The organism is Bacillus sp. FSL K6-3431 (genome assembly GCF_038002605.1).
GTDB lineage: Bacteria > Bacillota > Bacilli > Bacillales > Bacillaceae_C > Lederbergia.
This window is the reverse complement of sequence record NZ_JBBOCT010000001.1, coordinates 877,707-904,538: the sequence shown is the minus strand read 5'-3', so window position 1 is coordinate 904,538 and position 26,832 is coordinate 877,707. Positions and strand designations below refer to the sequence as shown.

The 26,832-nt window shown below is 36.5% G+C and carries 27 protein-coding genes and 4 riboswitches; of the genes, 23 read left to right on the top strand and 4 right to left on the bottom strand.

Annotated elements, in window-relative coordinates; translation table 11 throughout:
* Nucleotides 1–114 precede the first annotated feature (114 nt).
* From MHB53_RS04585 to MHB53_RS04525, 13 genes are all read left to right on the top strand, one after another.
* On the top strand, nt 115–1,239 hold the full coding sequence (locus MHB53_RS04585) for a sensor histidine kinase (RefSeq protein WP_340915968.1): 1,125 nt from the start codon (nt 115–117) through the stop codon (nt 1,237–1,239).
* Nucleotides 1,236–1,835 (top strand): response regulator transcription factor, encoded by a 600-nt coding sequence (locus MHB53_RS04580; RefSeq protein ID WP_340915967.1) that lies wholly within the window; start codon nt 1,236–1,238, stop codon nt 1,833–1,835. The genes MHB53_RS04585 and MHB53_RS04580 overlap by 4 nt, the downstream gene beginning before the upstream one ends.
* Before the next feature lie 226 nt (nt 1,836–2,061).
* Nucleotides 2,062–2,162, top strand: a riboswitch (SAM riboswitch).
* A 409-nt stretch (nt 2,163–2,571) separates the two neighbouring features.
* A complete protein-coding gene (locus tag MHB53_RS04575) occupies nt 2,572–3,333 on the top strand; it encodes a sulfite exporter TauE/SafE family protein (protein ID WP_340915966.1) in 762 nt (253 codons plus the stop codon).
* Between the two features lie 45 nt (nt 3,334–3,378).
* A complete protein-coding gene (gene cysC / locus MHB53_RS04570) occupies nt 3,379–3,978 on the top strand; it encodes an adenylyl-sulfate kinase (RefSeq protein ID WP_340915965.1) in 600 nt (199 codons plus the stop codon).
* Between the two features lie 211 nt (nt 3,979–4,189).
* Entirely contained in the window at nt 4,190–4,900 is a 711-nt protein-coding gene (locus MHB53_RS04565) for a phosphoadenylyl-sulfate reductase (protein WP_340915964.1), read from the top strand.
* 38 nt (nt 4,901–4,938) lie between these two features.
* Entirely contained in the window at nt 4,939–6,087 is a 1,149-nt protein-coding gene (gene sat, locus MHB53_RS04560) for a sulfate adenylyltransferase (protein ID WP_340915963.1), read from the top strand.
* A gap of 37 nt (nt 6,088–6,124) precedes the next feature.
* Nucleotides 6,125–6,895 carry a uroporphyrinogen-III C-methyltransferase gene (gene cobA / locus MHB53_RS04555; protein ID WP_340915962.1) on the top strand — a complete coding sequence of 257 codons (771 nt, stop codon included), beginning with the start codon at nt 6,125–6,127 and terminating at the stop codon, nt 6,893–6,895.
* A gap of 76 nt (nt 6,896–6,971) precedes the next feature.
* The gene (locus tag MHB53_RS04550) at nt 6,972–7,727 is read left to right on the top strand and encodes a sirohydrochlorin chelatase (RefSeq protein ID WP_340915961.1); all 756 of its coding nucleotides are present in this window, start codon (nt 6,972–6,974) and stop codon (nt 7,725–7,727) included.
* 2 nt (nt 7,728–7,729) lie between these two features.
* Nucleotides 7,730–8,359, top strand: coding sequence for a precorrin-2 dehydrogenase/sirohydrochlorin ferrochelatase family protein (locus MHB53_RS04545; protein ID WP_340915960.1), 630 nt, complete (start codon nt 7,730–7,732; stop codon nt 8,357–8,359).
* On the top strand, nt 8,340–8,486 hold the full coding sequence (locus tag MHB53_RS04540; RefSeq protein WP_340915959.1) for a YezD family protein: 147 nt from the start codon (nt 8,340–8,342) through the stop codon (nt 8,484–8,486). The genes MHB53_RS04545 and MHB53_RS04540 overlap by 20 nt, the downstream gene beginning before the upstream one ends.
* 125 nt (nt 8,487–8,611) lie before the next feature.
* Nucleotides 8,612–10,459, top strand: a complete 1,848-nt coding sequence (locus MHB53_RS04535; protein ID WP_340915958.1) for an assimilatory sulfite reductase (NADPH) flavoprotein subunit — start codon at nt 8,612–8,614, stop codon at nt 10,457–10,459.
* A gap of 33 nt (nt 10,460–10,492) precedes the next feature.
* Nucleotides 10,493–12,217, top strand: coding sequence for an assimilatory sulfite reductase (NADPH) hemoprotein subunit (cysI, locus tag MHB53_RS04530; protein WP_340915957.1), 1,725 nt, complete (start codon nt 10,493–10,495; stop codon nt 12,215–12,217).
* 255 nt (nt 12,218–12,472) lie between these two features.
* A riboswitch (SAM riboswitch) is annotated at nt 12,473–12,580 on the top strand.
* A gap of 481 nt (nt 12,581–13,061) precedes the next feature.
* Nucleotides 13,062–14,183, top strand: a complete 1,122-nt coding sequence (locus MHB53_RS04525) for a methionine biosynthesis PLP-dependent protein (protein WP_340915956.1) — start codon at nt 13,062–13,064, stop codon at nt 14,181–14,183.
* Between the two features lie 152 nt (nt 14,184–14,335).
* On the opposite strand, the gene MHB53_RS04520 is transcribed toward MHB53_RS04525, so the two are convergent.
* Nucleotides 14,336–14,641, bottom strand: coding sequence for a hypothetical protein (locus MHB53_RS04520; RefSeq protein ID WP_340915955.1), 306 nt, complete (start codon nt 14,639–14,641; stop codon nt 14,336–14,338).
* 307 nt (nt 14,642–14,948) lie between these two features.
* On the opposite strand from MHB53_RS04520, the gene MHB53_RS04515 reads away from it, so the two are divergent.
* The 9 genes from MHB53_RS04515 to MHB53_RS04475 all read left to right on the top strand — a co-directional run bounded on the left by MHB53_RS04515 (nt 14,949) and on the right by MHB53_RS04475 (nt 22,524).
* Entirely contained in the window at nt 14,949–15,224 is a 276-nt protein-coding gene (locus tag MHB53_RS04515) for a DUF1292 domain-containing protein (RefSeq protein WP_340915954.1), read from the top strand.
* A gap of 138 nt (nt 15,225–15,362) precedes the next feature.
* A riboswitch (TPP riboswitch) is annotated at nt 15,363–15,468 on the top strand.
* 97 nt (nt 15,469–15,565) lie between these two features.
* Nucleotides 15,566–15,656, top strand: a riboswitch (TPP riboswitch).
* A 111-nt stretch (nt 15,657–15,767) separates the two neighbouring features.
* Entirely contained in the window at nt 15,768–16,457 is a 690-nt protein-coding gene (gene tenA / locus MHB53_RS04510) for a thiaminase II (protein WP_340915953.1), read from the top strand.
* Between the two features lie 47 nt (nt 16,458–16,504).
* Nucleotides 16,505–17,026 carry an energy coupling factor transporter S component ThiW gene (gene thiW, locus MHB53_RS04505; protein WP_340915952.1) on the top strand — a complete coding sequence of 174 codons (522 nt, stop codon included), beginning with the start codon at nt 16,505–16,507 and terminating at the stop codon, nt 17,024–17,026.
* Complete coding sequence (gene thiD / locus MHB53_RS04500) at nt 16,995–17,804, top strand: bifunctional hydroxymethylpyrimidine kinase/phosphomethylpyrimidine kinase (RefSeq protein ID WP_340915951.1); 810 nt, start codon at nt 16,995–16,997, stop codon at nt 17,802–17,804. The genes thiW and thiD overlap by 32 nt, the downstream gene beginning before the upstream one ends.
* Before the next feature lie 65 nt (nt 17,805–17,869).
* Nucleotides 17,870–18,673 carry a hydroxyethylthiazole kinase gene (gene thiM / locus MHB53_RS04495; protein ID WP_340915950.1) on the top strand — a complete coding sequence of 268 codons (804 nt, stop codon included), beginning with the start codon at nt 17,870–17,872 and terminating at the stop codon, nt 18,671–18,673.
* Nucleotides 18,670–19,284 carry a thiamine phosphate synthase gene (gene thiE / locus MHB53_RS04490; protein WP_340915949.1) on the top strand — a complete coding sequence of 205 codons (615 nt, stop codon included), beginning with the start codon at nt 18,670–18,672 and terminating at the stop codon, nt 19,282–19,284. Before thiM ends, thiE begins: the two co-directional genes overlap by 4 nt.
* Nucleotides 19,285–19,437: 153 nt before the next feature.
* Complete coding sequence (locus MHB53_RS04485) at nt 19,438–20,295, top strand: dimethylarginine dimethylaminohydrolase family protein (protein ID WP_340915948.1); 858 nt, start codon at nt 19,438–19,440, stop codon at nt 20,293–20,295.
* A gap of 13 nt (nt 20,296–20,308) precedes the next feature.
* Nucleotides 20,309–20,557 (top strand): hypothetical protein, encoded by a 249-nt coding sequence (locus tag MHB53_RS04480; protein ID WP_340915947.1) that lies wholly within the window; start codon nt 20,309–20,311, stop codon nt 20,555–20,557.
* A gap of 422 nt (nt 20,558–20,979) precedes the next feature.
* Nucleotides 20,980–22,524 carry a 2-isopropylmalate synthase gene (locus MHB53_RS04475; protein WP_340915946.1) on the top strand — a complete coding sequence of 515 codons (1,545 nt, stop codon included), beginning with the start codon at nt 20,980–20,982 and terminating at the stop codon, nt 22,522–22,524.
* A 440-nt stretch (nt 22,525–22,964) separates the two neighbouring features.
* Here MHB53_RS04475 and MHB53_RS04470 read toward each other — a convergent pair whose 3' ends face one another.
* The gene (locus MHB53_RS04470; RefSeq protein WP_445661496.1) at nt 22,965–23,738 is read right to left on the bottom strand and encodes a class I SAM-dependent methyltransferase; all 774 of its coding nucleotides are present in this window, start codon (nt 23,736–23,738) and stop codon (nt 22,965–22,967) included.
* 157 nt (nt 23,739–23,895) lie between these two features.
* On the opposite strand from MHB53_RS04470, the gene MHB53_RS04465 reads away from it, so the two are divergent.
* Nucleotides 23,896–24,210: a LysR family transcriptional regulator gene (locus MHB53_RS04465; protein ID WP_340915944.1), complete on the top strand. Its 315-nt coding sequence runs from the start codon at nt 23,896–23,898 to the stop codon at nt 24,208–24,210.
* 623 nt (nt 24,211–24,833) lie between these two features.
* Here MHB53_RS04465 and MHB53_RS04460 read toward each other — a convergent pair.
* On the bottom strand, nt 24,834–25,535 hold the full coding sequence (locus MHB53_RS04460) for an HAD family hydrolase (protein WP_340915943.1): 702 nt from the start codon (nt 25,533–25,535) through the stop codon (nt 24,834–24,836).
* Between the two features lie 234 nt (nt 25,536–25,769).
* Nucleotides 25,770–26,687: a class I SAM-dependent methyltransferase gene (locus MHB53_RS04455; protein WP_340915942.1), complete on the bottom strand. Its 918-nt coding sequence runs from the start codon at nt 26,685–26,687 to the stop codon at nt 25,770–25,772.
* Nucleotides 26,688–26,832 lie beyond the last annotated feature (145 nt).

The window sequence follows — 26,832 nt, the reverse complement described above, 5'->3', positions numbered from 1 at the left end:
TTTGTTATATTTAAACTTTATTCAGTTACGAACAAACTATCCCTGCCTGATAGAAGTGATAGCATTATGTTATAATGGAAAAAAAAGCTAAGTTTTTCAAAGAAGAGGTAGTTTATGAAAAAAAGAATGATTAAATCTTTAAAAGGTTCAGGTATATCTCCTTATATATGGACGGTTTTCAGTATTTTGCCATTTTATTTTATCTTTCAATCTTCAAAAACAATTGAGATCATCATTGGATTAATACTGACCATTTTATTTTTTATCGCCTATCGTTTTGCGTTCATCTCAACGAAATGGCCCGTCTATTTGTGGACGAGTATTTTAATTGCTATTTCAATTACGATGACGATCATTTTTCAATATGTCTATTTCGCTTTTTATATTGCTTATTACAATGGAAATATTAAAAATCGAATTGCATTTTTAACACTTTATATCATCCATCTTGTGTTCACGACTGTTTCTATTAATTATAATATTGTCATCCAAAATCCATTATTTTTAAGCCAATTACCTTTTATTATTATTATTTGGATTAGTGTAATTTTACTACCATTTAACCTTTATAATCGAAAAAAACAAGATAAACTAGAAGAACAACTAGAAGATGCTAATACAAAAATATCTGAACTTGTAAAACAGGAAGAGCGACAACGAATTGCTCGCGACTTACATGATACACTCGGTCAAAAACTCTCGCTTATCGGTTTAAAAAGCGACTTGGCTAGGAAATTAATCTATAAGGATCCAGAACAAGCGCGGTCAGAAATAAAAGATGTCCAGCAAACGGCCAGAACAGCACTAAATGAAGTAAGAACAATGGTTTCACAAATGCGTGGGATACGATTAAAGGAAGAAATCATTCGTGTAAAACAAATACTTAAAGCAGCTGGAATTAATTTCAGTGGGGATCACCATGTAAACCTATCCAATGTTTCTTTATTTCTTGAAAATATTTTAAGTATGTGTATGAAAGAAGCAGTCACAAATGTTGTAAAACATAGTAAAGCAACTTCCTGCCATATTACGATTAAACAATCAACCAATGATATATGCATTACCGTTCATGATAATGGGGGCGGAATGATCGCTAATACGGACCTTTCCGATAAGCATGGCTTAAAAGGAATAAGAGAACGATTGGAATTTATTAATGGAAACTTAGATATTATATCAGAAGATGGTACAACAATTATTATGAAAGTTCCTAGTGTAGTTAAGGAGGATGCGCATTGATTCGAATCGTTATTGCGGAAGACCAGCAAATGATGTTAGGTGCTCTTGGATCATTGCTCAACTTGGAAGATGACATAGAAGTTGTCGGAAAGGCATGCAATGGAGTAGAAGCAATTGCACTCGTGAAAAAACATAATCCGGATATTTGTATTATGGATATTGAAATGCCAAAAAAGAGTGGGCTGGAAGCAGCAGAAGAGTTAAAAAATACGGGCTGTAAGGTTATCGTGCTAACTACATTTGCACGATCGGGTTATTTTCAGCGAGCGATCAAAGCTGGTGTAAGGGGCTATTTACTCAAGGACAGTCCTAGTGATGAATTAGCTAATACAATCCGCAACGTTATGGCGGGAAAGCGTGAATATGCACCAGAATTAATGGATGACCTCTATAGTGAAGAAAATCCACTTACTGAACGTGAGAAGGCTGTTTTAGAACTCGTGGCAGAAGGAAGAAACACAAATGAGATTGCGAAAGAGTTAAGTATTAAATCTGGAACAGTACGAAATTATATTTCACAAATATTAGATAAGCTAGAGGTGACGAACAGAATTGAAGCGATCACCCAATCAAGGAAAAAAGGCTGGTTTAAATAAGCTTGAAAGTCGATATACTGACTTTCGAGCTTGTTTTTCTTGAAAAACGCTTTATAAAAATTGATTCTATACAGACAAAGACTATTCATTTTTAAGGTTTTACTGAAAAATGATAGCTAGCAGAAGTATAAAACCGATAAAACAGATGGGATTAAAAATAAATTCAGAAAAATCATTGACTTTGGAATTTTAATCATGTAATATGAATCTCAACTTAATAAATCAGATCTTATCCAGAGAGGTTGAGGGAGTGGCCCAATGAATCCTCGGCAACAGACTGCATAGTACTGTGCCAATTCCAATAAGCGAAAGCTTAATAGATAAGAAGAGAAAAAATGTTTAAAACCCTCTTCTTAATCATGTAGAAGTGGGTTTTATTGGGTCATAAACATAATCTTGACTGTAGATGTGAGCTGTTAAAAGAATGTCATATAATTTAAGAAAGTAGTAATACATGCCAATTAGTCAACTAAAGGCATCTTTCTAATCGACCAAAGTGTCGATTAAAAAGATGCCTTTTTTGTATAAATGTAAAAGGAGAGGGGTTTTGATCATTATGAGGTGTACATTCTATTTTTCTGCTAATAATTTACCTATAAATGATAGGGTTCAATGATATCGTTTAGGATGATTCTTACCTTGACCAGTGACTAGGCAAGCTATAGGAAACCAATCGGAATCATCGCTTTTTCACCAACTGATCTATCTATAATGGTTTTTCTGGGGAGTGCGTTTAATGAGTATTGGTATTATCGCGATGGGACTTTTTATTGGATTTATGGTTGGATTAACAGGTGTTGGAGGAGCTGCTTTGTTAACACCTATATTAATCTTATTTGGTATAAGTCCCTCAATAGCTGTAGGAACAGATCTTGCATACAATTCTATTACGAAATTATTCGGTTCTTTTCAGCATTGGAGACAAAAGACCATTAATTTTAAGTTAGTTAAGTATCTCGCCATCGGAAGTATTCCAAGTGCTATATGTGCAGTCGGAATCCTCCATCTATTTGATTCCTTTTTTCATAATCAAGAATTAATAATAAAACATGCGCTAGGTTATACATTGATTTTAGTTGCAGTAACAACACTTATTAAAACTTTTCGAAAAAATAAATTTGAATCAAAACTTCAAATGAAATCCTTGGATGAAAAACGGACGTTAACGATAGTAGTTGGAGTAGTTTTAGGTTTTATTGTCGGTTTGACCTCGATTGGGTCAGGTTCTATGTTCGCCTTGGCTATGCTTTACCTTTATCGGATGAGGCCCTCGGAATTAGTCGGAACCGATATTGCTCATGCTTTTTTATTAGTTACAGCTGCTGGATTCATGCACGCTGGCTTTGGTAATGTCGATTACTTACTAATGATAAACCTGTTGATGGGGTCTATACCGGGTGTACTAATTGGAAGTACCTTATCGTCCAAATTTCCAGCGAAGCCATTGCGAACCATTATGGCTATAATGATATTAATTAGTGGCTTTAAACTAATTTAGTTATTTTTTCTTATATACTATAGGAGTTTTTAGGAGGAAGGAACGATGACAATTTCAACAAATATTGTGTGGCATGAATCGGAGGTTTCGAAGTCAGATAGACAGGAATTAAAGCAGCATAAAAGTGCCGTTCTTTGGTTCACCGGACTTTCAGGATCAGGTAAATCGACCATTTCCACAGCATTAGAGAAAGAATTATATATACAAGGAATTCACACATATCGACTTGACGGTGATAATGTCCGACATGGTTTAAATAGGAATTTAGGATTTAGTCCAGAAGACAGGACAGAGAATATCCGGAGAATTGGTGAAGTTTCAAAACTAATGGTTGATGCCGGATTATTTACATTAACTGCATTCATATCGCCATATCGTGAAGATCGAACTTTAGTGCGCGAGCTTGTAAATGCAGATGAATTTATCGAAATATATGTAAAAGCAAGTTTAGAAACATGTGAAACCCGTGATCCTAAAGGATTATATAAAAAAGCTAGATCTGGTGAAATAAAAGGTTTTACTGGTATTGATGCACCGTATGAAGAGCCATTTGATCCTGAAATTACACTTGATACAAATGTTCTCACAATTGATGAATCGATTGAAATAATCATCGCGTTTTTGAAGCAAAAAAGATATTTATAATAGCAAAATCCTATCCAATTTGAAAAATAGGAAAATTATTCCCCAAAACATAGTTGACGCATAGGAATAATTATATTAATATTCGATAATATAGAATAAATAAATGAGAGTGACATTCGCTGACTATAAAAAATAGAGGCGACTTTAATCTATTGTTTGATTAAGGTCGTCTTTCTATATAAGGATTCGTTAGGAGGAAGGAGAAGCTAAGTTGACAAAAATAACGTACGAATCATGGGCCGAAGATAAAACTGATTTTGTTATTGATGATGAGTATAAAGGTGCGTTGAACGTTTTGACGTGGGCTTATGCTGAATACAATGACGAACTTGTATATGCTTGTAGTTTTGGGATTGAAGGAATCGTGCTAATTGATTTAATTTCAAAAATCAAACAAGATGCCAAAGTTGTATTTCTTGATACTGGACTTCATTTTCAAGAAACATATGACTTAATCAAAAAAGTAAAGCAACGATATCCTTTGCTCAATATTGAAATGAAAAAGCCAGCTTTAACAGTTGATGAGCAAGCGGAAAAGTATGGTGCAAATCTATGGGAAAGGCAGCCAGACCGTTGCTGCCATATGAGAAAAGTCATTCCACTTCGCGAAGCATTAAGTCAGGCTCCTGCATGGATATCAGGACTAAGGCGGGAGCAATCACCAACAAGGAAAAATACAAATTTTATAAATAAAGATACAAACTTTCAATCAATAAAAGTATGTCCGCTTATTCATTGGTCTTGGCAAGACATATGGGATTATGTTAAGCAACATCAATTGGAATATAATCCACTCCATGATCAAGGATATCCGAGTATAGGATGTCAACCTTGTACTCTTAAAGGCGATATGGCGGCAGGCTCCCGGTCTGGACGTTGGGCAAACAATACTAAAACAGAATGTGGACTACATCAAAATTAACCATAATGAATGTATACAAACCTAAGGAGGAATATGATATGAGTTTAAGTCAACCACATGGTGGAACATTAATTAACCGTTGGAATCCCGACTATCCATATAATTTTATTAAAGAATCTATTGAGTTGGATGAAATTGCAATTAGCGATTTGGAGTTAATTGGAACAGGTGCATATAGTCCATTAGATGGATTTCTAGGTGAAGAAGATTATTATTCGGTTTTAACAAATATGAGGCTTTCCACCGGGGAACCATGGACGATACCAATTACATTACCAACAACAACGGAGAACGCTAAAACTTTCACTATTGGTGGCCTTGTAAAATTAGTGAAGAACCAAACCGTTTACGGAGTATTAGAAGTAACGAATATATTTACACCAGACAAAGAAAATGAGGCTGAACTTGTATATAGAACTACAGATCGTGAACATCCTGGTGTGAAAAAGCTATTTGAACGTTCTGTTGTATATGTTGGTGGTCCAATTACGCTTGTCAAACGCTTGCCTGCTAATCAATTTTCCGATTATCATTTTGATCCAATCGAAACACGCAGAAGGTTTAAAGCACTTGGTTGGAATACGGTAGTTGGTTTCCAAACGAGAAACCCAGTTCATCGTGCACATGAATATATTCAAAAGTCTGCCTTGGAAATTGTCGATGGTTTGTTTTTAAATCCACTTGTAGGAGAAACGAAGAAAGATGATATTCCAGCTGATGTCCGGTTGAAAAGCTATAAGATATTACTGGAAAACTATTATGCAGCGGATCATGTGTTTTTGGGTGTATTTTCAGCGGCAATGCGCTATGCCGGTCCTAGGGAAGCTGTATTCCATGCGATGGTAAGAAAGAATTTTGGCTGCACGCACTTCATCGTCGGTCGAGACCACGCTGGTGTAGGCAATTATTATGGCACATATGATGCGCAGAAAATATTTGGTCATTTCACTGCAGATGAACTTGGAATTACATTATTATTTTTCGAACATAGTTTTTATTGCAATAAATGCGGCAATATGGCTACTCCGAAAACATGCCCTCATGATTCTAGTCATCATCAAATATTATCAGGAACAAAAGTGCGAGAAAAGCTTCGGAATGGCGACCCATTACCATCGACATTTAGCAGACCTGAGGTTGTAGAGGTATTGATTGCCGGTCTGCATGAGGAAACAGTTCAAGGGTAAGTAGGTAGAAAAAACACAAAGGTTTGGGGGCGAGATGATGGGAAAGGTTTATATCGTAGGTGCTGGACCTGGTGATGTAGATTTGATCACAGTAAAAGGCGCCAAATGCATAGAGGCAGCAGATGTCATCCTGTATGATCGTTTAATAAATAAAGAACTCTTAACATATGCGAAAACAGGGGCTGAACTTATTTATTCTGGAAAGCTTCCTGGCTTGCATGGAAAGACACAAGAGAAGATCAATCAGTTACTAGTGACATACGCCCAAAAAGGAAAAATCGTAACAAGACTAAAAGGTGGAGATCCCTTTGTCTTTGGGAGGGGTGGAGAAGAAGCACAGTTTTTAGCAGCACATGGGATTGCATTTGAAATAGTACCTGGCATTACATCAGGTATCGCAGCCCCTGCATATGCGGGAATTCCAGTTACTCATCGAGATTTTAGTTCGAGTTTTGCGATTGTGACTGGACATATGCAAGAAGGTAAAGACGATTCTGTAAGGTGGGAAAGCTTAGCAATGGGCGTCGACACGTTGGCTATATATATGGGGGTTGGGAATTTACCTTATATTTGCCGACAATTATTAACATACGGACGGTCGGATCAGACACCCGTTGCATTGGTTCACTGGGGAACAACAGAGGAACAATATACAATCACGGGCACACTTTCTACTATTGTTGAAATTGCCAGAAAGTCAGAAATAAAGAATCCCAGTATGATAATTGTTGGTGAAGTCGTTAAGTTACGTGAGGAAATTCAGTGGTTTGAACCAACCGCATTACGACAACAAATAGTGAATGTGTAATAAAAAGCCCAAGCATCGGTCAAAGTGGAAGGCCAACCAAACCGCTAAACAATGTATGTAAAAAGGAGTGAAACAAGTGCAAGCAGTGCTCTATATTGGTCATGGAAGCCGTATGAAAGAAGGTGTAGATGAAGCCATCCAATTTATTGAAAAGAGTAAAAAAGCAATCAATGTATCTATTCAAGAAATTTGTTTTTTAGAGTTAGCCAAACCTAGTATTCTTGAAGGAATTGCGAAGTGCGTAGAGCGCGGTGCTACTAAAATTGCTGTTATGCCGATCCTGCTATTAACAGCTGTACATGCAAATGAAGATATTCCACTTGAATTGGAGAAAGCGAAGCGAAAATATCCTAGCATCCAGTTTACGTATGGAAAAACGTTTGGTATTCATCCGAAAATGATAGAAAGTTTGTACGATCGAATTACTGAAAAAGGAATGGAAAATGCTGATGACGCGGTAATCTTACTTGTTGGGAGAGGAAGCAGTGACCCTGCGGTAAAGCGAGACCTAACCGAAATCGGAGATCTCTTACAGGATAAATACCATTTCCGACAAGTTGATATTTGCTTTTTGTATGGAGCAGAACCAAGTTTTAATGATTCACTGCCCTTACTTAAACAAACGAATCACAAACAAATTTTTATCATCCCATATTTATTATTCACAGGTCTTTTAATGAATGGAATCGAAAAAAAAATACGACAACTAAATGGTAATGAGCAACAGTTGATTCTTTGTGAAAGTCTGGGCTATCATCCGAATATCCAGGAAGTGCTTTTGGACCGTGTGAATGAACTACTTGAAAAAACAGACCTCATACGGGCGATATAAAAATGCAATCTTATCCAATCATGTTAAACATGAAGAATAAAAATGCTGTTGTAGTTGGTGGTGGCATAGTTGCCTACCGGAAAATAATTGGACTACTAAAAGCCGGTGCCAATGTTATTGTCATTAGCCCAACGGTCCATCCACAAGTCGAGGAGCTATATTTCAATCAACAAATTCATTGGATGATTAAAGAGTTTGAACAATGTGACATTGATACAGCGTTAATTGTGATTGCAGCTACAAATAATAGAAAGCTAAATGAGGAAATTGCCAAAAATTGTTCTGGTACCCAGCTTGTAAATGTTATCGATAATCAAGAGCATAGCAGTTTCCAAGTTCCGGCTACGCTGACACGAGGGAAACTAACAATTGCTGTAGGAACGGGCGGTGCAAGTCCGATTCTTGCACAAAATATTCGTAATGAACTAGCCGAGAGGTATGATGTTTCATATGAGGATTATCTTCTCTTCCTTATGAAATCCCGAAAGGAAATACTACGTAAGGTAAGGGATGAGACAGAAAGAAGACAATTATTAAAAGATATTACTCATATAAACTATAAAAAATCTAATGTAAAACAAAATGATTTCCTTGAAAGGATGGATGCTTACAATGGGAGGGCGGAAAAATAATTTTGAACTTGCGATCGAAAATGTAAAGACACATCTTAATACGATGAAATATGGAACTATTACATTAGTCGTCCAAGATAATGTGGTCATCCAAATAGAGAAAAATGAAAAAATTAGATTGAAGTGAACTCGTATTAGCAAGCTGAAACATCGGGAACCCAATCTAAAAGGTCAGGGACTTAATCCTAAAAAAGATCAAAATAACATTGGATTTAAAATAGAAAATGATTTTGTCATGTGAGGTGGATATAGTTGCAACTTCAAGTATTGAACAGTCCTTTTAACCAGGAGCAAATTGAGCTCCTCAATCGTGTAATGCCAACGTTAACGGCAGGGCAACAAATCTGGCTAAGCGGGTATCTAACCGCTAATAGTGGAAATACAGCTACAGTTACTGATGGTCTTGCTTTACAAGATAGTCCAGTCTCTGTATTAGAAGTAGATTCAAGTAAAACATCCAAAGAGCTAACGATCCTTTACGGGTCTCAGACAGGTAATTGCGAAGCGTTAGCTGAAGAAATGTCACAAAAATTAATAGAGCAAGGATTTCAGGTACATGTTTCATCTATGAGCGATATTAAACCAAATGATGTAAAAAAACTAACGCATCTGTTAATTGTGGTAAGTACACATGGAGAAGGTGATCCACCTGATAATGCTTTACCATTTTATGAATTCCTATTTGGCAGAAGGGCGCCAAAATTGAATGACTTACAATTTTCTGTTCTATCATTGGGAGATAGTTCCTATGAATTTTTCTGCCATACTGGTAAACAATTTGATGAGCGTCTGGAAGCATTGGGTGCGAAGCGACTATTCCTCCGCGCGGATTGTGATTTGGATTATGATGAAGCTGCAGCAGAGTGGCTAGAAAATGTGTCGAGTAGTTTGATAGAATCGTTGGGGGGCATATCCGAAAAACAAGTGATATCCACAATCCCTTCTGCAGCTGGTGTAATCTCAGAGCAATCCGCATATTCACGGACAAATCCCTTTAAGGCCGAGGTTTTTGAAAATTTAAATCTTAATGGCCGGGGATCGAACAAAGAAACAAGACATCTTGAGGTATCACTTGAAGGGGCGAATCTTCAATTTGAACCTGGCGACAGCTTGGGTATTTATCCCGAGAACGATTTGGAGCTAGTAGAAAAGTTGATCGCCGAATTAGGTTGGGACCCAGAAGAACTAGTCACAGTGAGTAAGCAGGGCGATAAGCGCTCACTTAGAGATGCATTTCGAAATAACTTTGAGATCACTGTATTGACTAAACCTTTATTAGAGAAAATAGCACAGTTTCATTCACATAAAAGACTGGAAGAACTTATTCAGCCGGAAAAAGCGCAGGAACTTAGAAATTATCTTCATGGGCGGGATTTATTGGATCTTGTACAGGACTTTTCCCCTTGGGATATAACAGCAGAGGACTTTGTTAATATCCTTCGAAAGTTACCTGCTCGACTCTATTCCATTGCTAGCAGCTATAAGGCAAATCCAGAAGAGGTACATCTAACGATTGGAGCGGTACGCTATGAATCGCATGGACGTGATCGCAGCGGCGTCTGCTCCATACAATGTGCCGAACGAGTACAGCCGGGTGATTCCTTGTCTGTTTATATTCAGCGAAACGCGAATTTTAAACTACCCGCTGATCCAGAAGTTCCAATCATTATGATTGGTCCAGGCACAGGTGTTGCCCCATTTAGATCATTCCTTGAGGAAAGAGAAGAGATCGGGGCACAAGGGAAATCTTGGCTATTTTTTGGAGATCAACACTATGTAACAGATTTTATTTACCAAATTGAATGGCAAAGATGGCTGAAAAACGGTGTCTTATCACGGATGGATGTCGCCTTTTCTCGCGATACAGACAAAAAAGTTTATGTACAACACAGGATGCTCGAGAAAAGTAAAGACCTTTATCAATGGTTGATAGAAGGTGCTGTTGTTTATGTGTGTGGGGACGAGAAAAATATGGCTAATGACGTTCATGCTGCACTTACCACAATTTTTGAACAAGAAGGAAGCATGAGTCCAGAAGAAGCAACTACATATCTTGCCGAGATGCAGCAACAGAAACGTTATCAACGTGATGTATATTAAACAGAGTTAACGAATGCGAGGAGAGATCGTATCATGTTAAAAAATAAAATTAATTCAACGCAAGATGGGCCACCAAGTGATGTGGAGCGTATAAAGACGGAAAGTAACTATTTACGGGGGACATTAGCGGAGACATTAGCAGATCCAATGAGCGCAGGTATACCCGATGATGATAATCGTTTAATGAAATTCCATGGAAGCTATTTACAAGATAATAGAGATCTACGCAATGAACGGCAAAGACAGAAACTTGAACCTGCTTATCAGTTCATGGTACGTGTACGGGCACCCGGTGGGATTGCTTCATCAGAGCAATGGCTCGCAATGGATAGAGTAGCGTGTAAATATGCAAATGGTTCTATACGTTTGACCACAAGACAGTCATTTCAATTACATGGAATATTAAAATGGAACATGAAAGCGAATATACAAGAAATTAACAAAGCACTTATGGATACGTTAGCAGCTTGCGGTGATGTAAACCGTAATGTCATGTGTAATCCCAATCCATATCAGTCTGAAGTTCATACGGAAGTATATGAATGGTCACAAAAATTAAGCGAGCATCTATCTCCACAAACAAAAGCTTATCATGAAATTTGGCTTGATGGAGAAAAAGTAGTGGACAGTTTGGATAATGATGAAGAAACAGAGCCTATCTACGGACCGGTATATTTACCGCGTAAATTTAAAATCGGAATTGCAGTTCCACCTTCCAATGATGTCGATGTTTTCTCCCAAGACCTAGGTTTAATTGCTATTTACGAAAATGGTAATCTACAAGGGTTTAACATCGCTGTCGGTGGTGGTATGGGAATGACTCACGGGGATACGGAAACATATCCTCAGTTGGCACGAGTCATTGGATTTAGCCCAGTCGACAAGATTATTGATGTCGCTGAAAAAATAATGACCATCCAAAGGGATTATGGAAACAGATCCGTCAGGAAAAATGCTCGTTTTAAATATACGATTGATGCGCGAGGTCTTGACTGGCTATTGGATGAATTAACGGACCGAATTGGATGGAAGCTTGAGGAAGCACGATCGTACCAATTTGATCATAACGGGGATCGTTATGGCTGGGTTAAGGGTAATAATGATAAATGGCATTTCACACTCTTTGTTCAAAATGGACGTATTCAAGATTTAGATGAATATCTTTTAATGACTGGTCTCAGAGAAATTGCAAAGATTCATCTGGGTGATTTCAGACTTACTGCAAATCAAAACCTAATTATTGGTAATATTCCTGATCAAAAAAAGCATCAAATCGAGGAACTAATTAAAGAATATGGGCTAACAGACGGAAAAAGCCACTCGGCATTACGGAGAAATTCCATGGCTTGTGTATCTTTACCAACATGTGGTCTTGCGATGGCTGAAGCGGAACGATATCTACCTTCCCTTCTTGAAAAAATAGAATTATTATTGGATGATGCAGGCCTACGCGATGAAGAGATTGTTATACGGATGTCAGGATGCCCTAACGGATGCTCTAGACCTGCTTTAGGCGAAATCGGGTTTATTGGAAAGGCGCCAGGAAAATATAATTTATATCTCGGCGCAGGTTTTTCCGGAGATCGATTAAATAAATTATATAGGGAAAATATCGGTGAAAAAGAAATTTTAGATGAGTTGAAGCCGATCATTGATCATTATGCGAAAGAACGGTTTGAAGATGAGCATTTTGGAGATTTTGTCATTCGTGCAGGGTATGTAAAAGCAGTCCATTCAGGACTAGACTTTCACAAATAAATTGGCAAATCAATCAAGTCCACTTGTTAAGTAATGAAAAAAATTCAAAAAATGCTTGACGATTTACAAATATTTGTCTATAATTCATTTAATCTATCCTATTGAATGACAAACTAAATGAACAATAAATAAATAGTAGCGACCGGACAACCGGAGATACTACCTTTTGCATAAAAGGTGTATTTTCGGTTTTTTCGTGTTCATTTATAAATGTCATATGAAATGAATAGATACTAGTAATTAGATAACATTATATTCTTATCAAGAGAGGTTGAGGGAAATGGCCCTGCGACACCTCAGCAACCACCGTTTGACGGAAAGGTGCTACATCCAACAAGTTGGAAACAACTTGAAAGATAAGAAGAAACCCTTTTATGTAAAAGGGCCTTCTTCTTGTCGAAGAGGGCTTTTTTTGTATAGCTTTTGGAGGCAGAAATTGTTCACGGAAGACGCAGTCTTCTCCGTTAAAGAGCGTTTCAAAGAAAGGATAAAAGTTGCAGAGACCGACTAAGACCGCCAAGTAGCGTGGCAACGTCCGTACTAGGACTTTCAATCTGTCGAAGTTCTAGGAAGCGAGCTTTAAAACATTGCTGCACTAGCACAGGATGTTTTGACTTCAATGTTGCTAACAGGACGTACTTGCAAACGATGTGCCGAACTTTGAGTGCTTATGGGGCGTGAGCGACCTTAAAAGAGCTTCCTTCTCGTTTGCAGAAGATTTTATTTCCTATACGTAAGGTGCGAAGAAGTAAGCTGAAACTAACATTCAACAGCAACTTTTTCTGGACTATTGAACACCTATAAAAGGTCCTCTTAAAAAAATATGTAAGGGAGAAGGGTGTAGATGACATATCAAAAAGAAACAACACTTGCTCAAATTGGCAATCAACAAAGTGAAGCTGTAGGTGCAATTAACACGCCAATCTATTTATCATCAGCTTTTCGCCATCCAGATGTTGGCATGAATAACGGTTATGATTATATTAGAACAGGGAATCCGACCCGAGATGTTCTTGAAGTAGCCATTGCTAGGTTGGAAAATGGGGATCGTGGATTTGCTTGTAGTTCTGGCATGAGTGCCATTCAATTAGTATTTTCGTTATTTGAATCCGGCGATCATATTATTGCTTCCCGTGATATATATGGTGGTTCCTACCGATTATTTGAATGGCTGGAAAAAAAGTATAAAATAAGCTTTTCCTATTGGCATGAGGAAACAGATGGTGATATTGATCCATTCATCAAAAAAAATACGAGAGCGATTTTTATCGAAACACCAACAAATCCATTAATGAGAGAAACTGACTTAGCAAAAATCGCAAAAATTGCAGAACTTCATCGACTCTTGCTTATTGTCGACAATACTTTTTATACTCCATATATTCAAAGGCCGATAGAACTTGGGGCACACGTCGTCATACATAGTGGAACAAAATATTTGGGTGGCCATAATGATTTACTGGCTGGTCTAGTAGTTGCAAGAGATAAAGAAATAAGCGATCAATTATTTGCCTATCATAATGGTGCGGGCGCTGTTTTAGCACCGTTTGATTGTTGGCTGTTAATTAGAGGAATGAAAACACTCGCTTTACGGATGAGACAGCATGAAGAAAATGCAATAAAAATAAAAGACTATCTATCAGCAAGTCCGTTTGTTAGTGAGGTTCTATATCCAGGCAGAGGTGGAATGCTCAGCTTTAAGATAATCAAAGAGGAATGGGTATCACCATTTTTAAAAGCCATACAATTATTTACGTTCGCGGAAAGTTTAGGCGGTGTCGAAAGCTTAATCACTTATCCGACGACACAAACACATGCAGATATTCCAGAAGAAATCCGCAATAAGTACGGACTTTGTAATCGTTTGTTAAGGGTGTCCGTTGGAATTGAACATGTAGATGACCTAATCAATGATCTCGAGCATGCCTTTCAGCAGTGCCAGGTAGAGCAATTAGTCATAAAATAATACGTAGGCTCAGTGTATGAGCACTTTCACAAAATGAATGAAGATAGCAATTAATTCTGTGCTATCTTCATTCAATTTCATATTAGCATAGCTAAGAAATAACAATAGGTTTATATTGGATTACAAATTACATACAGATGACATCGTACTTTTTAGATAGGGTTTTGACGATTTTGGATTACTTCATTAACAACAATCGCAAGATCATCATTCCCGAATAAAGATAATACCTCAAATAATGTATCGTTACTAATATATCCCGACTCACTTTTTGATACTGTAAGTTCTAGCGCATCCCGTAACGCTGGATTTTTCCCTTGGTTCGGATATGCCTGCAAATATAATGCCTCCGGATCTAAATCTGCATTTATACACCATTGAGCAAACACAAGAATCATCATATTCTCTTGGCTTTGATAGTTTTCAATTATTTTATCTGCTAAATTTTTTTTGTCCATATTTATTCCCCTTTATATTTTTACATAAACTAGAAAGTCCCATTCGTTTATAGACAAGGCAACATAGCCATCATAACGGATTGACTATCCATTCCCCAATGGTTGTCACACGAGTATAACATAATGAGGTAGAAGTACTATTGCCAAGGAAGAAGTTCGCTGTTTATCATTTGGTGATTTTTTGAACGCCCTCTTATAATACAATATAAAAAATAAAGATTTTTATATCTAAATGGTGAAACTTGTATATTCGCGCATGAAAATGATTCATAATGGGAATTAATCTATATGAAAGGAGTTGGAAGTTATGGAGAAAATAGAAGTAGGGGAAATTTTCACAATTAGTGAAGAAGATGAACAAGAGCACGAGGTTGAGGTATTAGCAACAACTGAATTCGAAGGCACAGAGTATGCAGCTGTCAGCTTTGTTGAAGATCTACAACAAGAAGATAACGAGGATATTGATGTCTACTTTTTAAAAATCGATAAAGATGGGGATTTAGCTGCTATTGAGAACGACGAAGAATTCGAAAAAGTAACGGCAGCTTTTGAAGAAATGTTAGTCGAAGAAGATAAAAATTAAATGTTATGAACTAATGATTGTTGATATATTCGTGAGAAACTTTGATTTCTCACGACTTTCAGCAAGATAAAATGCACCTAATAAAAAATAACTCATTTGATTTGCATAAATAAATATACATGCTATGATATGTATGAATATTCGCACTAGGGGTGTCTTAATAAGACTGAGAAGGAACGGCTGTTCTAAACCCTTTGAACCTGATCTAGTTAATACTGGCGTAGGGAAGTGGTATAAGGTTGACTAACTAATTTTACCTATCAACCCACCACTTAACATTTATTTAGGTGGGGGGTTTTGTTTGAATAAAAACGTCTAGAAATAACACATATACAAATCTATTAATCTACTGGGGGCGCCTTTATGGCTGAGAAGTAACCCTTTGAACCTGATCTAGTTTGAACTAGCGTAGGGAAGTAGTTTAGATGAATTACGTGATTATTGTATACGTAATTACTAAACCACTTTCTGAGGAGAGTGGTTTTCTTTTCGTATGAAAATAAAAAAGAATATAACCCAAATTCATAAACAGGAGGAATTTTCATGGCACAAATTAAAACAAGCACATTCACTGATAGATTATATGAAAATGTACAATCTATTTGGGAAAAAAACCACAATCATCCGTTTGTCCAAGAGATTGGTAAAGGAATTTTACATAAAGAAAAGTTCATTTACTATATGAAACAAGATTATGCATATTTGATTGATTATTCAAAGCTGTTTGCTGTAGGTGTATTAAAGGCACAGGATTTAGAGACAATGGAAAAATTTTCACACATCCTTCATGATACTTTGCACTTTGAAATGGAATTACATCGGAAGTTTGCAGAGGAATTTGGGATTTCTCGAGAAGAACTTGCTGCTACAAAACCAACACCTGTCAACATGGCTTATACACGATACATGTTAAATGTTGCGCAAAATGGTAGCTTAGCGGAAGTTGTAGCATGCTTACTTCCTTGTGCATGGGATTATTGGGAGATTGGTAAATTATTAAGAAAACAATACAGCAATCAAATAGCAACAAATCCTTATGCAAAATGGATTGAAACATATGATTCGGAAACATTCGGTGAAGGTGCAAAATGGTTAATTGAGCTGATGAATCAGCTTGCAGAAGGAAAACCAGAACGAGAACTTGCTATCTTAGAGGGGCATTTTCAAATGACATCTAGATACGAATATTTATTTTGGGATATGAATTATTATAAACAAGACTGGCCGATTTAAATATTAGATAAAATAATCGAGCTCCATCAAGAGGGGGATTGAAAAAGGTGCAGAAAACGAAAAAGCTTACAATTACAGCATTTATCGCAGCAATTACGACAGTTGCAAGCGGATTTATTTACATCCCAGTAGGTTTTGCGAAGATATTTCCGATACAGCATTTTGCCAATATCTTATCAGCAGTATTACTTGGGCCTTGGTATGCACTTGCTCAAGCGTTTATCTCATCCACCCTAAGAAATATGCTTGGAACGGGCAGTCTTTTTGCTTATCCAGGCAGCATGATTGGCGCTTTTTTAGCGGCTTTTATGTATGCAAAAACAAAGAAAATGACATATGCAGCACTTGGTGAGGTAATCGGTACTGGCATACTTGGTGCCATTGCGACTTATCCAATCGCCATTTTATTATTAGGGACAGAAGCAACTTTATTTGGTCTTGTTCCGGTATTTACGCTAAGCTCTTTTACCGGGGCGATTATGGGTTATGGACTACTAAAAGTAATCATTAAAAATAGAACAGTAGGAGGAATGATGCATGAAAACAGCACTAACAATCGCAGGATCTGATTCTGGAGGTGGTGCAGGTATTCAAGCCGATTTAAAAGCATTTTCAGCGCAAGGGGTATTCGGAATGTCGGTTATCACTGCAGTTACCGCACAAAACACAACCGAGGTTCGCTCTGTGCAAAACATAGAGTTTTCCATCATCAAAGATCAAATCGAAGCCGTATTTGATGATATTCGTGTGGATGCTGTAAAAATTGGTATGCTTTCTTCTGCAGACACAGTTGATATTGTTGCACACACTTTAATAACATATAAACCTAGATTTATCGTCTTAGACCCTGTCATGGTGTCAAAGGCTGGCCATCATCTGCTACAAAAAGAAGCAATTTTAGCATTAAAAGAGAAATTGATTCCGCTAGCTACACTAATCACACCAAACATTCCTGAGGCGGAGGTATTAACAAACAGCAAAATAATAACAGAAGCAGATATGAAACATGCATGTGCAGTGATGAGAGAAAGTGGAGCGAAGACGGTGCTATTAAAAGGTGGTCACCTAAATGGGGATCCAAATGATTTATATTATGATGGAACAGACTTCCATTGGATAAAAGGACAAAGAATTCATACAAAAAACACACATGGAACTGGCTGTACACTATCATCTGTTATTGCGGCAAATCTAGCCAAAGGTGCTACGCCGATTGAAGCGATTCAGATCGCCAAAGATTATATAACGACTGCAATTACACATAGCTTTGATCTTGGTCACGGTCATGGACCTGTACATCATTTTTATGATCTATATAAGCATGCAAAATTTGCATCAATTAAATGATAGTAAATGAGAAAAAGGTCTGGGGAGGAGTCGTTCCTCAGACTGAAATCGGAAGGGGTAAGAAAATGAGCAAAGACGTTATCATAGGTTTATTTTCGGAAATAAAGGAGCGGCAACCACTTATTCACCATTTAACGAACAATGTGACGATCAATGATTGTGCAAACGTGACATTGGCGATAGGTGGTTCGCCTGTAATGGCAACAAGTATCGAAGAAGTATCTGATATGGTACAGCTAGCAAATGCCCTAGTAATTAATTTTGGTACAATTGATCAGAGGATGTATGAAGCAATGATCCTTGCTGGACAGACAGCGAATAGCAAAGGAATTCCGGTCGTTTTTGACCCTGTAGGTGTAGGTGCCACTCGTTTTCGGACAGAAAGAGCAAAAGATTTCCTTCGAAAAGTAAAAGTTAATATCGTCCGTGGAAATGCGACGGAAGTATTCGCATTGGTTGGTGGAAAAGCAATCACTCGCGGCGTGGATGCTGGTGAGCTAACAGTTTCAAGAGATGAGCTAGCGCTAAAAGCAGCAGACAAGTTACAAGCAATAATTGTAATCAGTGGTGAATATGATGTCATATCAAATGGAAAAAGGAGTGTACAAATAGAAAATGGAGATATATGGTTAACGAAAATAACTGGGACTGGCTGTATGACCGCGTCTTTAATCGCCTGTTTTGCAAGTGTCACAAATGATTGTTTTGCTGCAGCTGTTGCCGGGATGTCAGTTATGAGCGTGGCGGGAGAAAATGCAAAGAATAAGTTAGATACAAACGATGGAATAGGTACTTATCGAATGAAGCTAATGGATGAGATCTTTTTAATGACCGCAGGTATTTGGGAAAAAGGAGTTCGCTTGAAATGACTAATAAATATGAATTGCATTTAGTTACAGAAGAATCAGTCCCACTAGAAAAACTGTTGCCAATAATAGAAGAGGCTGTAAAAGGTGGAGTAACGATCGTCCAGCTACGCGAAAAAAGAAGTACAGGAAAACGCTTTTATGAAAAGGCAAAAAGCGTCAAAACTTTGCTTGATCAATACGCTATTCCGCTCATTATTAATGATCGCGTAGACATTGCCTTGACGGTTGGCGCAGCAGGCGTTCATGTAGGACAAGATGACCTTCCACTTTCATCGATAAGAAAAATGGTACCATCGGCCATGATTGTTGGAGTATCAACATCGACAATAAAAGAGGCACAGGAAGCGGAAAGAAATGGGGCATCATATATCGGTGTTGGTTCTGTTTTTACAACACAATCAAAAGCAGATGCAAATCTTCTTCCAAATGGGATGCTTGCAGAAATTGCACAAGCTGTATCGATCCCAGTCGTCGCAATAGGTGGCATTGGACTTAATAACATGCAGCTACTCCCAAATGAAAAAATTGCAGGGATAGCGGTCGTTTCTGCGATTATGAAAGCAGGAAATCCATATAAAGTAGCGGCTGCATTTCGGAAGGTTTGGATTTAATTTTAGATACGGAATGTTAAAGGTTTTTCGAAAGCTGTAAATGGGGATAACTATATATAACTATCTTATCCTCAAGGCGTTTAAACAAAACATATTTAAACATAATCAAGGAGAGGATATAAATAGTGTAAAAGTCGGAAGGAGTAATATACAATGGTGTCAATACAAGATCAGGAAATATTCTGTGGGAGCGAATATGATTTATTACATAAAGTAATTTTATGCGAACCACAACATATGGCGATTCGTGAGGTTATCAATGAAACACAAAAACATTATAAAAAAATAGATATTGAACGTGCGATGATCGAACACCGCGAACTTACGCAAGTATTACGGGAAAATGAAGTAGAGATTATTTTGCTTCCTTCATTTCGTAAATATCCTGAACAGGTTTTCACACGTGATATTGGCTTTACAATTGGCAAGACCTTGTTTGTGGCTGAAATGGCTAGCGAGGTAAGGCAGGGAGAAGAGGATGAGCTTAAAAAGCGGTTGGAGGCCCATGAGATACCTTTTTTAGATATTACTAAAGGCTCAATTGAGGGTGGAGATGTGATTATTGATCGTAGCACTATCTATGTAGGCATCAGTAGTAGAACAAATGAACAAGCATTTAGTCAGTTACAAATGGCATTGCCCGAATACGACATCGTTCCAATTCCATTTCACGAAAAGTATTTGCATTTAGATTGCGTCTTTAATATTATATCGCCGGATGAAGCGTTAGTTTTTCCAGGGGCATTAGCAGATAAGGAAATAAAGATGCTGGCGGCTCGCTTTCATTTAATCGAAGTGACAAAGGAAGAACAATTCACACTTGGAACGAATGTACTATCCATTGGAAATAAAAAAATTATTAGTCTACCAGTAAATAGAGAAATAAATAAGCAATTAAAGGGATGTGGATACACTGTTATTGAAGTGGACTTGTCAGAAATTATAAAATCAGGTGGTTCTTTTCGTTGCTGCACACTACCTGTTTTACGGAAAAAAGCTAGAATTTCTTAAAGCAGTATTTTCAATGAAAAAATATACAAATGCAATTGTGGGTACGAAAAATCAAAGAGATTTAGTCGGTACTACGAATATCAGATGTACACCTGGGATTAAGAGTAAAAGTCACTTGCTTAAGATGCTACATACAATGTTTTTAGGCAAATTTGATACTCTATCCTTACCGACTAATCCAAGAAAGAAATCAATGGAAAAACACTTTGCCAAACAATCTCATCCGGAAATAATATCTTTTTATTTTATGAGTGAGTCCTAATAAATAAATTTATTGGTATTGACATTTTATCCAAAAGCATTTAATGTATTAGAAAATATAACCAACAGCGATGAGAAGGATCAAGGTAGAATAAATTATCGGACAGAGACTAATACGGAGCTGAGAGTATTAGGATAATCTTCTATCGACTCACCTTTAAGCTGATTTTCCGAACGTATAGGAACAAAACCGCTGATACTAGATAACTATTATCAACAGCGAATGTTTAGTCTCCTAAACAGTAAGAAACTCCGTTTGACCCGCGTTAAGGGCACGAAACTGAGGCTTTTTTATGAAATCTTAAAAAAGTGAATTAGGGTGGTACCGCGTTGGAAATAAAACTCCTGTCGCCCCTTGTATAAACATACAAGGGGCATGACATGGAGTTTTTTTATTTCAAAAAATTTGAAGGAGGAATAACTATGAGAAAAATTCATATGTTTGATACAACACTGCGGGATGGCGAACAATCTCCAGGGGTCCATCTTACAACGGAAGAAAAGATCGAAATCGCTTTACAGCTAGAAAAACTGGGAATTGATCGAATTGAAGCAGGATTTCCAGCATCCTCTCCAGGGGAAATCCATAATGTGCAAGCAATATCTAAAGCAGTACGCAACACGAGCATTGCCGTTTTGGCTAGAGCACATAAAAATGATATAGAAGCCGCAAGAACGGCATTAAAAGGTGCTGCAACACCTTGTCTGCATATTGTCCTTGCGACTTCACCCATACACCGAAAATATAAACTAAATATGACAAAAGATCAAGTAATCGAAACAGCGGAAATGGCAATTAAATTTGGCGAAAACTTTTTTTCAGAAATTGAATTTTCATTAGAAGATGCAAGCAGAACAGAGCTCGACTTTATGTACCAAGTCGTTGATCGCGCGATTCAAGCGGGTGCAACTGTGATTAACCTACCCGATACAGTTGGATACGCCTCTCCCGAAACGTTTGGGGATATGTTTAGAAAAGTGAGAGAAAATGTGCCACGAGTTGATAATATACTATTAAGTACACATTGTCATAATGATCTTGGCATGGCTACAGCGAATACGATGGCAGCTATTTATGCTGGAGTAGATCAAATTGAAGGAACAATCAATGGTATCGGAGAAAGAGCGGGAAATACAGCGATTGAAGAAATTGCCCTAACACTTGAAACAAGGCAGGATATTTATCAAGCAAAATCGAATATCGTTTTAAATGAAATATATAATACAAGTAAACTTGTAAGCCAGTATACAGGCATGACAGTCCAAGCGAATAAAGCAATTGTTGGTGATCATGCATTTGCTCATGAATCAGGCATTCATCAGGATGGCATGCTGAAAGAATCCTCCACATATGAAATTATTAAGCCGGAAACGGTTGGCGTTTCGTCAAGTACCATTGTTCTTGGAAAACACTCTGGGCGCCATGCACTAAAAAAGAAGATGGAAAACTTAGGTTATAACTTAACAGAAGTAGAACTAGCGAATGCTTTTGAGAACTTTAAAAAGGTAATTGATAAAAAGAAATATGTGATTGATGACGATATTCATCTATTAATAAATAAACATTTTATAAATATGCAACACCGTTTTGAATTGACTGACCTAGCGATATCTTATCCAAATGAACTGGCTGAAGTAACGATTGAACTTATGGATGAAAAGCAAAACCGCACCCGAAACACTACGCAAGGCAATGGTGTAATTGATGCACTTTATAATGGAATTGAAAAGTTAATAGGGGATCAATTTCAACTACAAGATTACTCAATACGCTCAAAAAACATTGGAAAAGATGCAGTCGGAGAAGTAACAGTAAAAGTAGAAAAAGATGGTCATTCCTACTCTGGAAGAGGTATGGATACTGATATTATTAAAGCAAGCGCAAAAGCCTATTTAACAGCCATTAATCAAATTTTACAAAAAGATAAGCAAAAAGAAAATAAGAATAGTTTCTCATTTATAAATTAATGTGTAACTCCTCTATAACAACGATCTAAAACGGACGTAGTTATAGAGGATTATTCATTTTCAACTAGAAAGGAGGGCATGTATTGTTCTTTCTCATACTATTCATAGGAGTACCTTTCATAGGCATGTTATGGTTTCTAAACCTTACTTCACTGTTAAAAAACCTAAAAGCGGAGAAGAGTACACATAATAATACAATAATGGGTGCTGTATTAAGTTTTATCTTGCTCTTTTTGTTTATGTATGGGGTCGTGGGCATGCGTTAATATAAGGGAAGATACGCCGATTAAAGTTATTATTAAAATGGGTTATCATAAATGAAGAAACCTTTTACTTAAATACTAAATAAGAGATTTATAGATATAATGTATGAACCATATTCCAATTTAGTAGAAAAAACCACCAAATTGGTGGTTTAGAGAATTGCTAAGTTCTTTTCATTATACTTTAATCCCGATTACGCGAATCCTTTTATAATCAGCTATCCAATTACCTTCCTGATATAATATATCTTTTAATTTCTTCTCGACATTCATTATAATTCTGTTTTTACTATATTCGTCCACATCATTAAATATATCCATGCAAAACATCTCTATCCAATTACTTAATCCATGATCACCGTCTAACGGAGTTGGTCTGTCAAAATGTTGTGCAAAGGTAACTTTAAATCCTACTTCTTCCATTAAGCTTGAATATTCCCCAATGCTTGGGAAATACCAAGGGAATTGTTCCTCTTTGTATTCAAGATCAAGGCATTTAAATTGCTTGCTAATCTCATCTGTTATTGATTGCACATTCCCTTTACCACCAAATTCCGCGATAAATCTTCCACCTGGCTTTAAGCTGTTAAAAATACAATGAAGGGCTTGTTTTGGCTTTTTAATCCAATGAAGTGTGGCATTAGAGAATACCGCCTCAAATTCACTATCATATTCTAGTTCTGTTGCATCACAAACGGCAAACTTTATATGTGGATATTTTTGCATCGCTTGCGTTACCATATTTTCAGATTTGTCCACACCGATAATATTCACTTCAAAGTCATATAGCTTTTTAGCTAAATCTCCTGTTCCACAGCCAAGATCAAGGATCTTCTCTCCTTTTTTGGGATCTAATAAATCCACCAATGTATCTCCATACTTGGAAACAAATGAATGTTTTATATCGTATAAATTAGCATTCCAGGTATCTCTCGTCGATTGCTTTTGTATTTTATTCAACTGAATCTCCCCTATCCCTTGTATTTAGTAATTTCGAAATCTACTGTATATTCCTGTTAACTCCATTATACTTGATAGAGATAATAATGAATATTAACAAAAGTTGAGATTATTGATAACTAACTGTTATTACAATGAGAGAGATGATATGGATATAAAATGGTTGAAAACATTTATTACTGCGATGTATGAAAATTTCCGTAAAACTGCAGAAGAACTTTTTCTAGCGGAGTTCACCATCACGAAAAATAAAAAGGGACTAGAAGAAGATCTTCCATATCCACTTATAGAAAGAGTCGCGAAAACAATTGCTCTGACATCTGCTGGTCCTCATTTTCTTCCATATGCTAAAGATATAATGGCAAAATATGAGCAAGGACTAGAGGACTTTGAGTCATGGAAACAAGGCTATAATCGTAAATTAGTTATTGCATCGGCACCACAAATTGCATCATCTATCTAGCTATCTTTTTTCCGACTTTTTATCAAGGCAAACCCTAATATTGAAGTCATTATAAAAGTATTTAAATCCTATCAAATAGGGGAGGAAATCAATACAGAAAGGGCTGACCTTGGCTGAATAAAACCGATACAATCAAATATAAATTTCCATATTGTGCAAGCCTGTCATTTTAGTAGGACCAAATCTGCATTTGAAAGGGGATAGGTCCAATGAGCCCATCGTCTTAGTGAAATATAGATTAATTACACATAATCATCCTGACTATTGGGGTACTCTGCTCGGCGATATTAAAAAACATTATCCGGATATCGAACAATGGTAGTCAACCAAATGGAAATTACAAAAAGATTTATAGAAGCTTGACTTGGAATATCTTATACACCATCCACAATAGTTAGAGATGAAATCAGAAAGAATTAACTATTGGAAATAAGATCATATCGTATTATCTCACCAACATCCTTAACTTATATTTTAACAAAAGTTGAAACAAAGGAAGCCAGTATATTTATTGAATTTTTTAAAGATGCGATTAAGATTCTTTAGTTAATAATGAAGAACATATCTAACCTACATGGAAGGCTTAAGCCAAGCGCCACTTCATAATAATTTTCCAGAAAAGATTAAACTTTAATAAAGTTGCTGATTGCTTTTAAATTGTCGATTACATATTTGGGACTAATATTCTTTACAATAGGTGTTGCCGATCGATTATAATAACAAAAATCTAATCCGGCGTTTACTGCGCCATGATAATCATCAATCAATGAGTCTCCTATAAACAAGGCTTCAGTATGGTTTATGTTTAATCGTTTTAAGGCTTCGTCAAATATTTTTTTATCTGGTTTCCAATGCCCAACTTCATCTGAAATAACCAATGTATCAAAGTAGTGATCGATTCCTCCTGCTGCGAGTCTACCTCTTTGTGCTTCACCTATGCCATTAGAGATAATCGCTAAACTATATTTGCCGTGTAGCTGAGATAACAAATCCTTTGCATAGTCTTCAAAATCACATGCTTGACAAAATGTATCCCAATATAAATTAGCTAATATCATTGATGCGGAAGTGTCTAGTTTAAGCTCATTTAGCGTGTCTTGAAAGGAATATTCCAGCATTTGATAGATACTATAGCCGGCTTTTTTTCTCGCATTCCAATAAGACATATTGATTTTACTATAGACCTTCCAAAAAGTATCCCAGATAAACGCCTCATTTTGAATTAATCCATGTTCTTGCACTGTGTATTGCATCGATTTTAATTCGCTAACAGAATAATTTAATAAAGTATTATCCAAATCGAAAATAATTGCCTTGTAGTTCATGGGTCACTTCCTCTTATTTTTAACTGGTTGTTTATATAATTCTACTAATGTGGGTATCTTTCCTCCTATTCGATCTCGCTATCATGAAAGTGGCGTAAGAAACAAAAAAATGGGTATCATTTTGTGGAATAACTTATAGTTAGGAAATTTAAAATAAATAAACATAGATAAAAATAAGTACAACCTCTCAATCATAGGGAAGATTGAGAGGTAAGTCGGTTAGTAACCGAAATATTACTGTTTTACAGCATGGATGTAATGAATCGTTTCGAATGCAGACAAATAGTCTGTACGATTACGAAAGAATTGATTATTAATAGAAATAGGTGATAAATGTTCATAAATAAGCAAATCTGAGTTTTCTAGCATTTCCTCCATTTCATCATAAGTAAAACATGATTTCATAGGCTCACCACTAGCTGAAGCCATTTTAACCATATTTTGCACTCGGTTAGACATTCCTTTTTCCTCGAAAAGTTTGTCGTCTGCATAATCAAAAACGATAGAACTTCCTGATGGAACTTTGGTAAATAATTTATTAATCAAGTTGGCATTTTCCTCTTTAGTTAAATAATAAGAAACACCTAAAAAACTAAAGAAAGTTTTTCTATTAGGCATAAAACATTCTTCAACAAGACTTTGAATAGTAAAATCTTTGGTGAAATCCATTGAAACAAAATGAAGATTTTCCGAATTTTGATAATTAGCATTTGCTAACCTTATCTTTTTAGAGTCTTGTGTGGCTGGATAATCAACTTCAAATACTTCTAAGCTGTCGTTTAATTCTGGATGTCGGAAACAAAAGGTATCTAATCCAGCTCCTAGAATGACATACTGTGTCAAGCCTAGCGATATTTCATGAAGTAATACATTTTCGCAGTAGGCAGCACGTGCTAAAGGAGTTGGAGAAAGTTGGACTTGGGTAATCCATTTTAAAATTTCATCTGGATGATGTTCAAGTTTCTTTGCAATTTCTTTATTAAAAAATTGAATTCCTTTAATCATGTTCTCGCGAATATGTGAAAATTCTTTTTGGGTAATTAAGTCTCTTGCAATAAAATCATCAAAAATTTTTGGTGTATCATAATTACTGTGGTATGCTCGACCAAAAGCTGATATTAAGGAAGTTAAACTTGATTCTTTATTCTTCATACCTTAATCCTCCCATATACTAAAAATAAGATTCCCCTGGCCAGGAGAATCTTATTATATACAAGAATATTTTAACTGTAAATTATAGCATAAATAAAAATTTTTGTCAATATAAAACACTTTGTTTTTAAATTCTCTTGTAGCC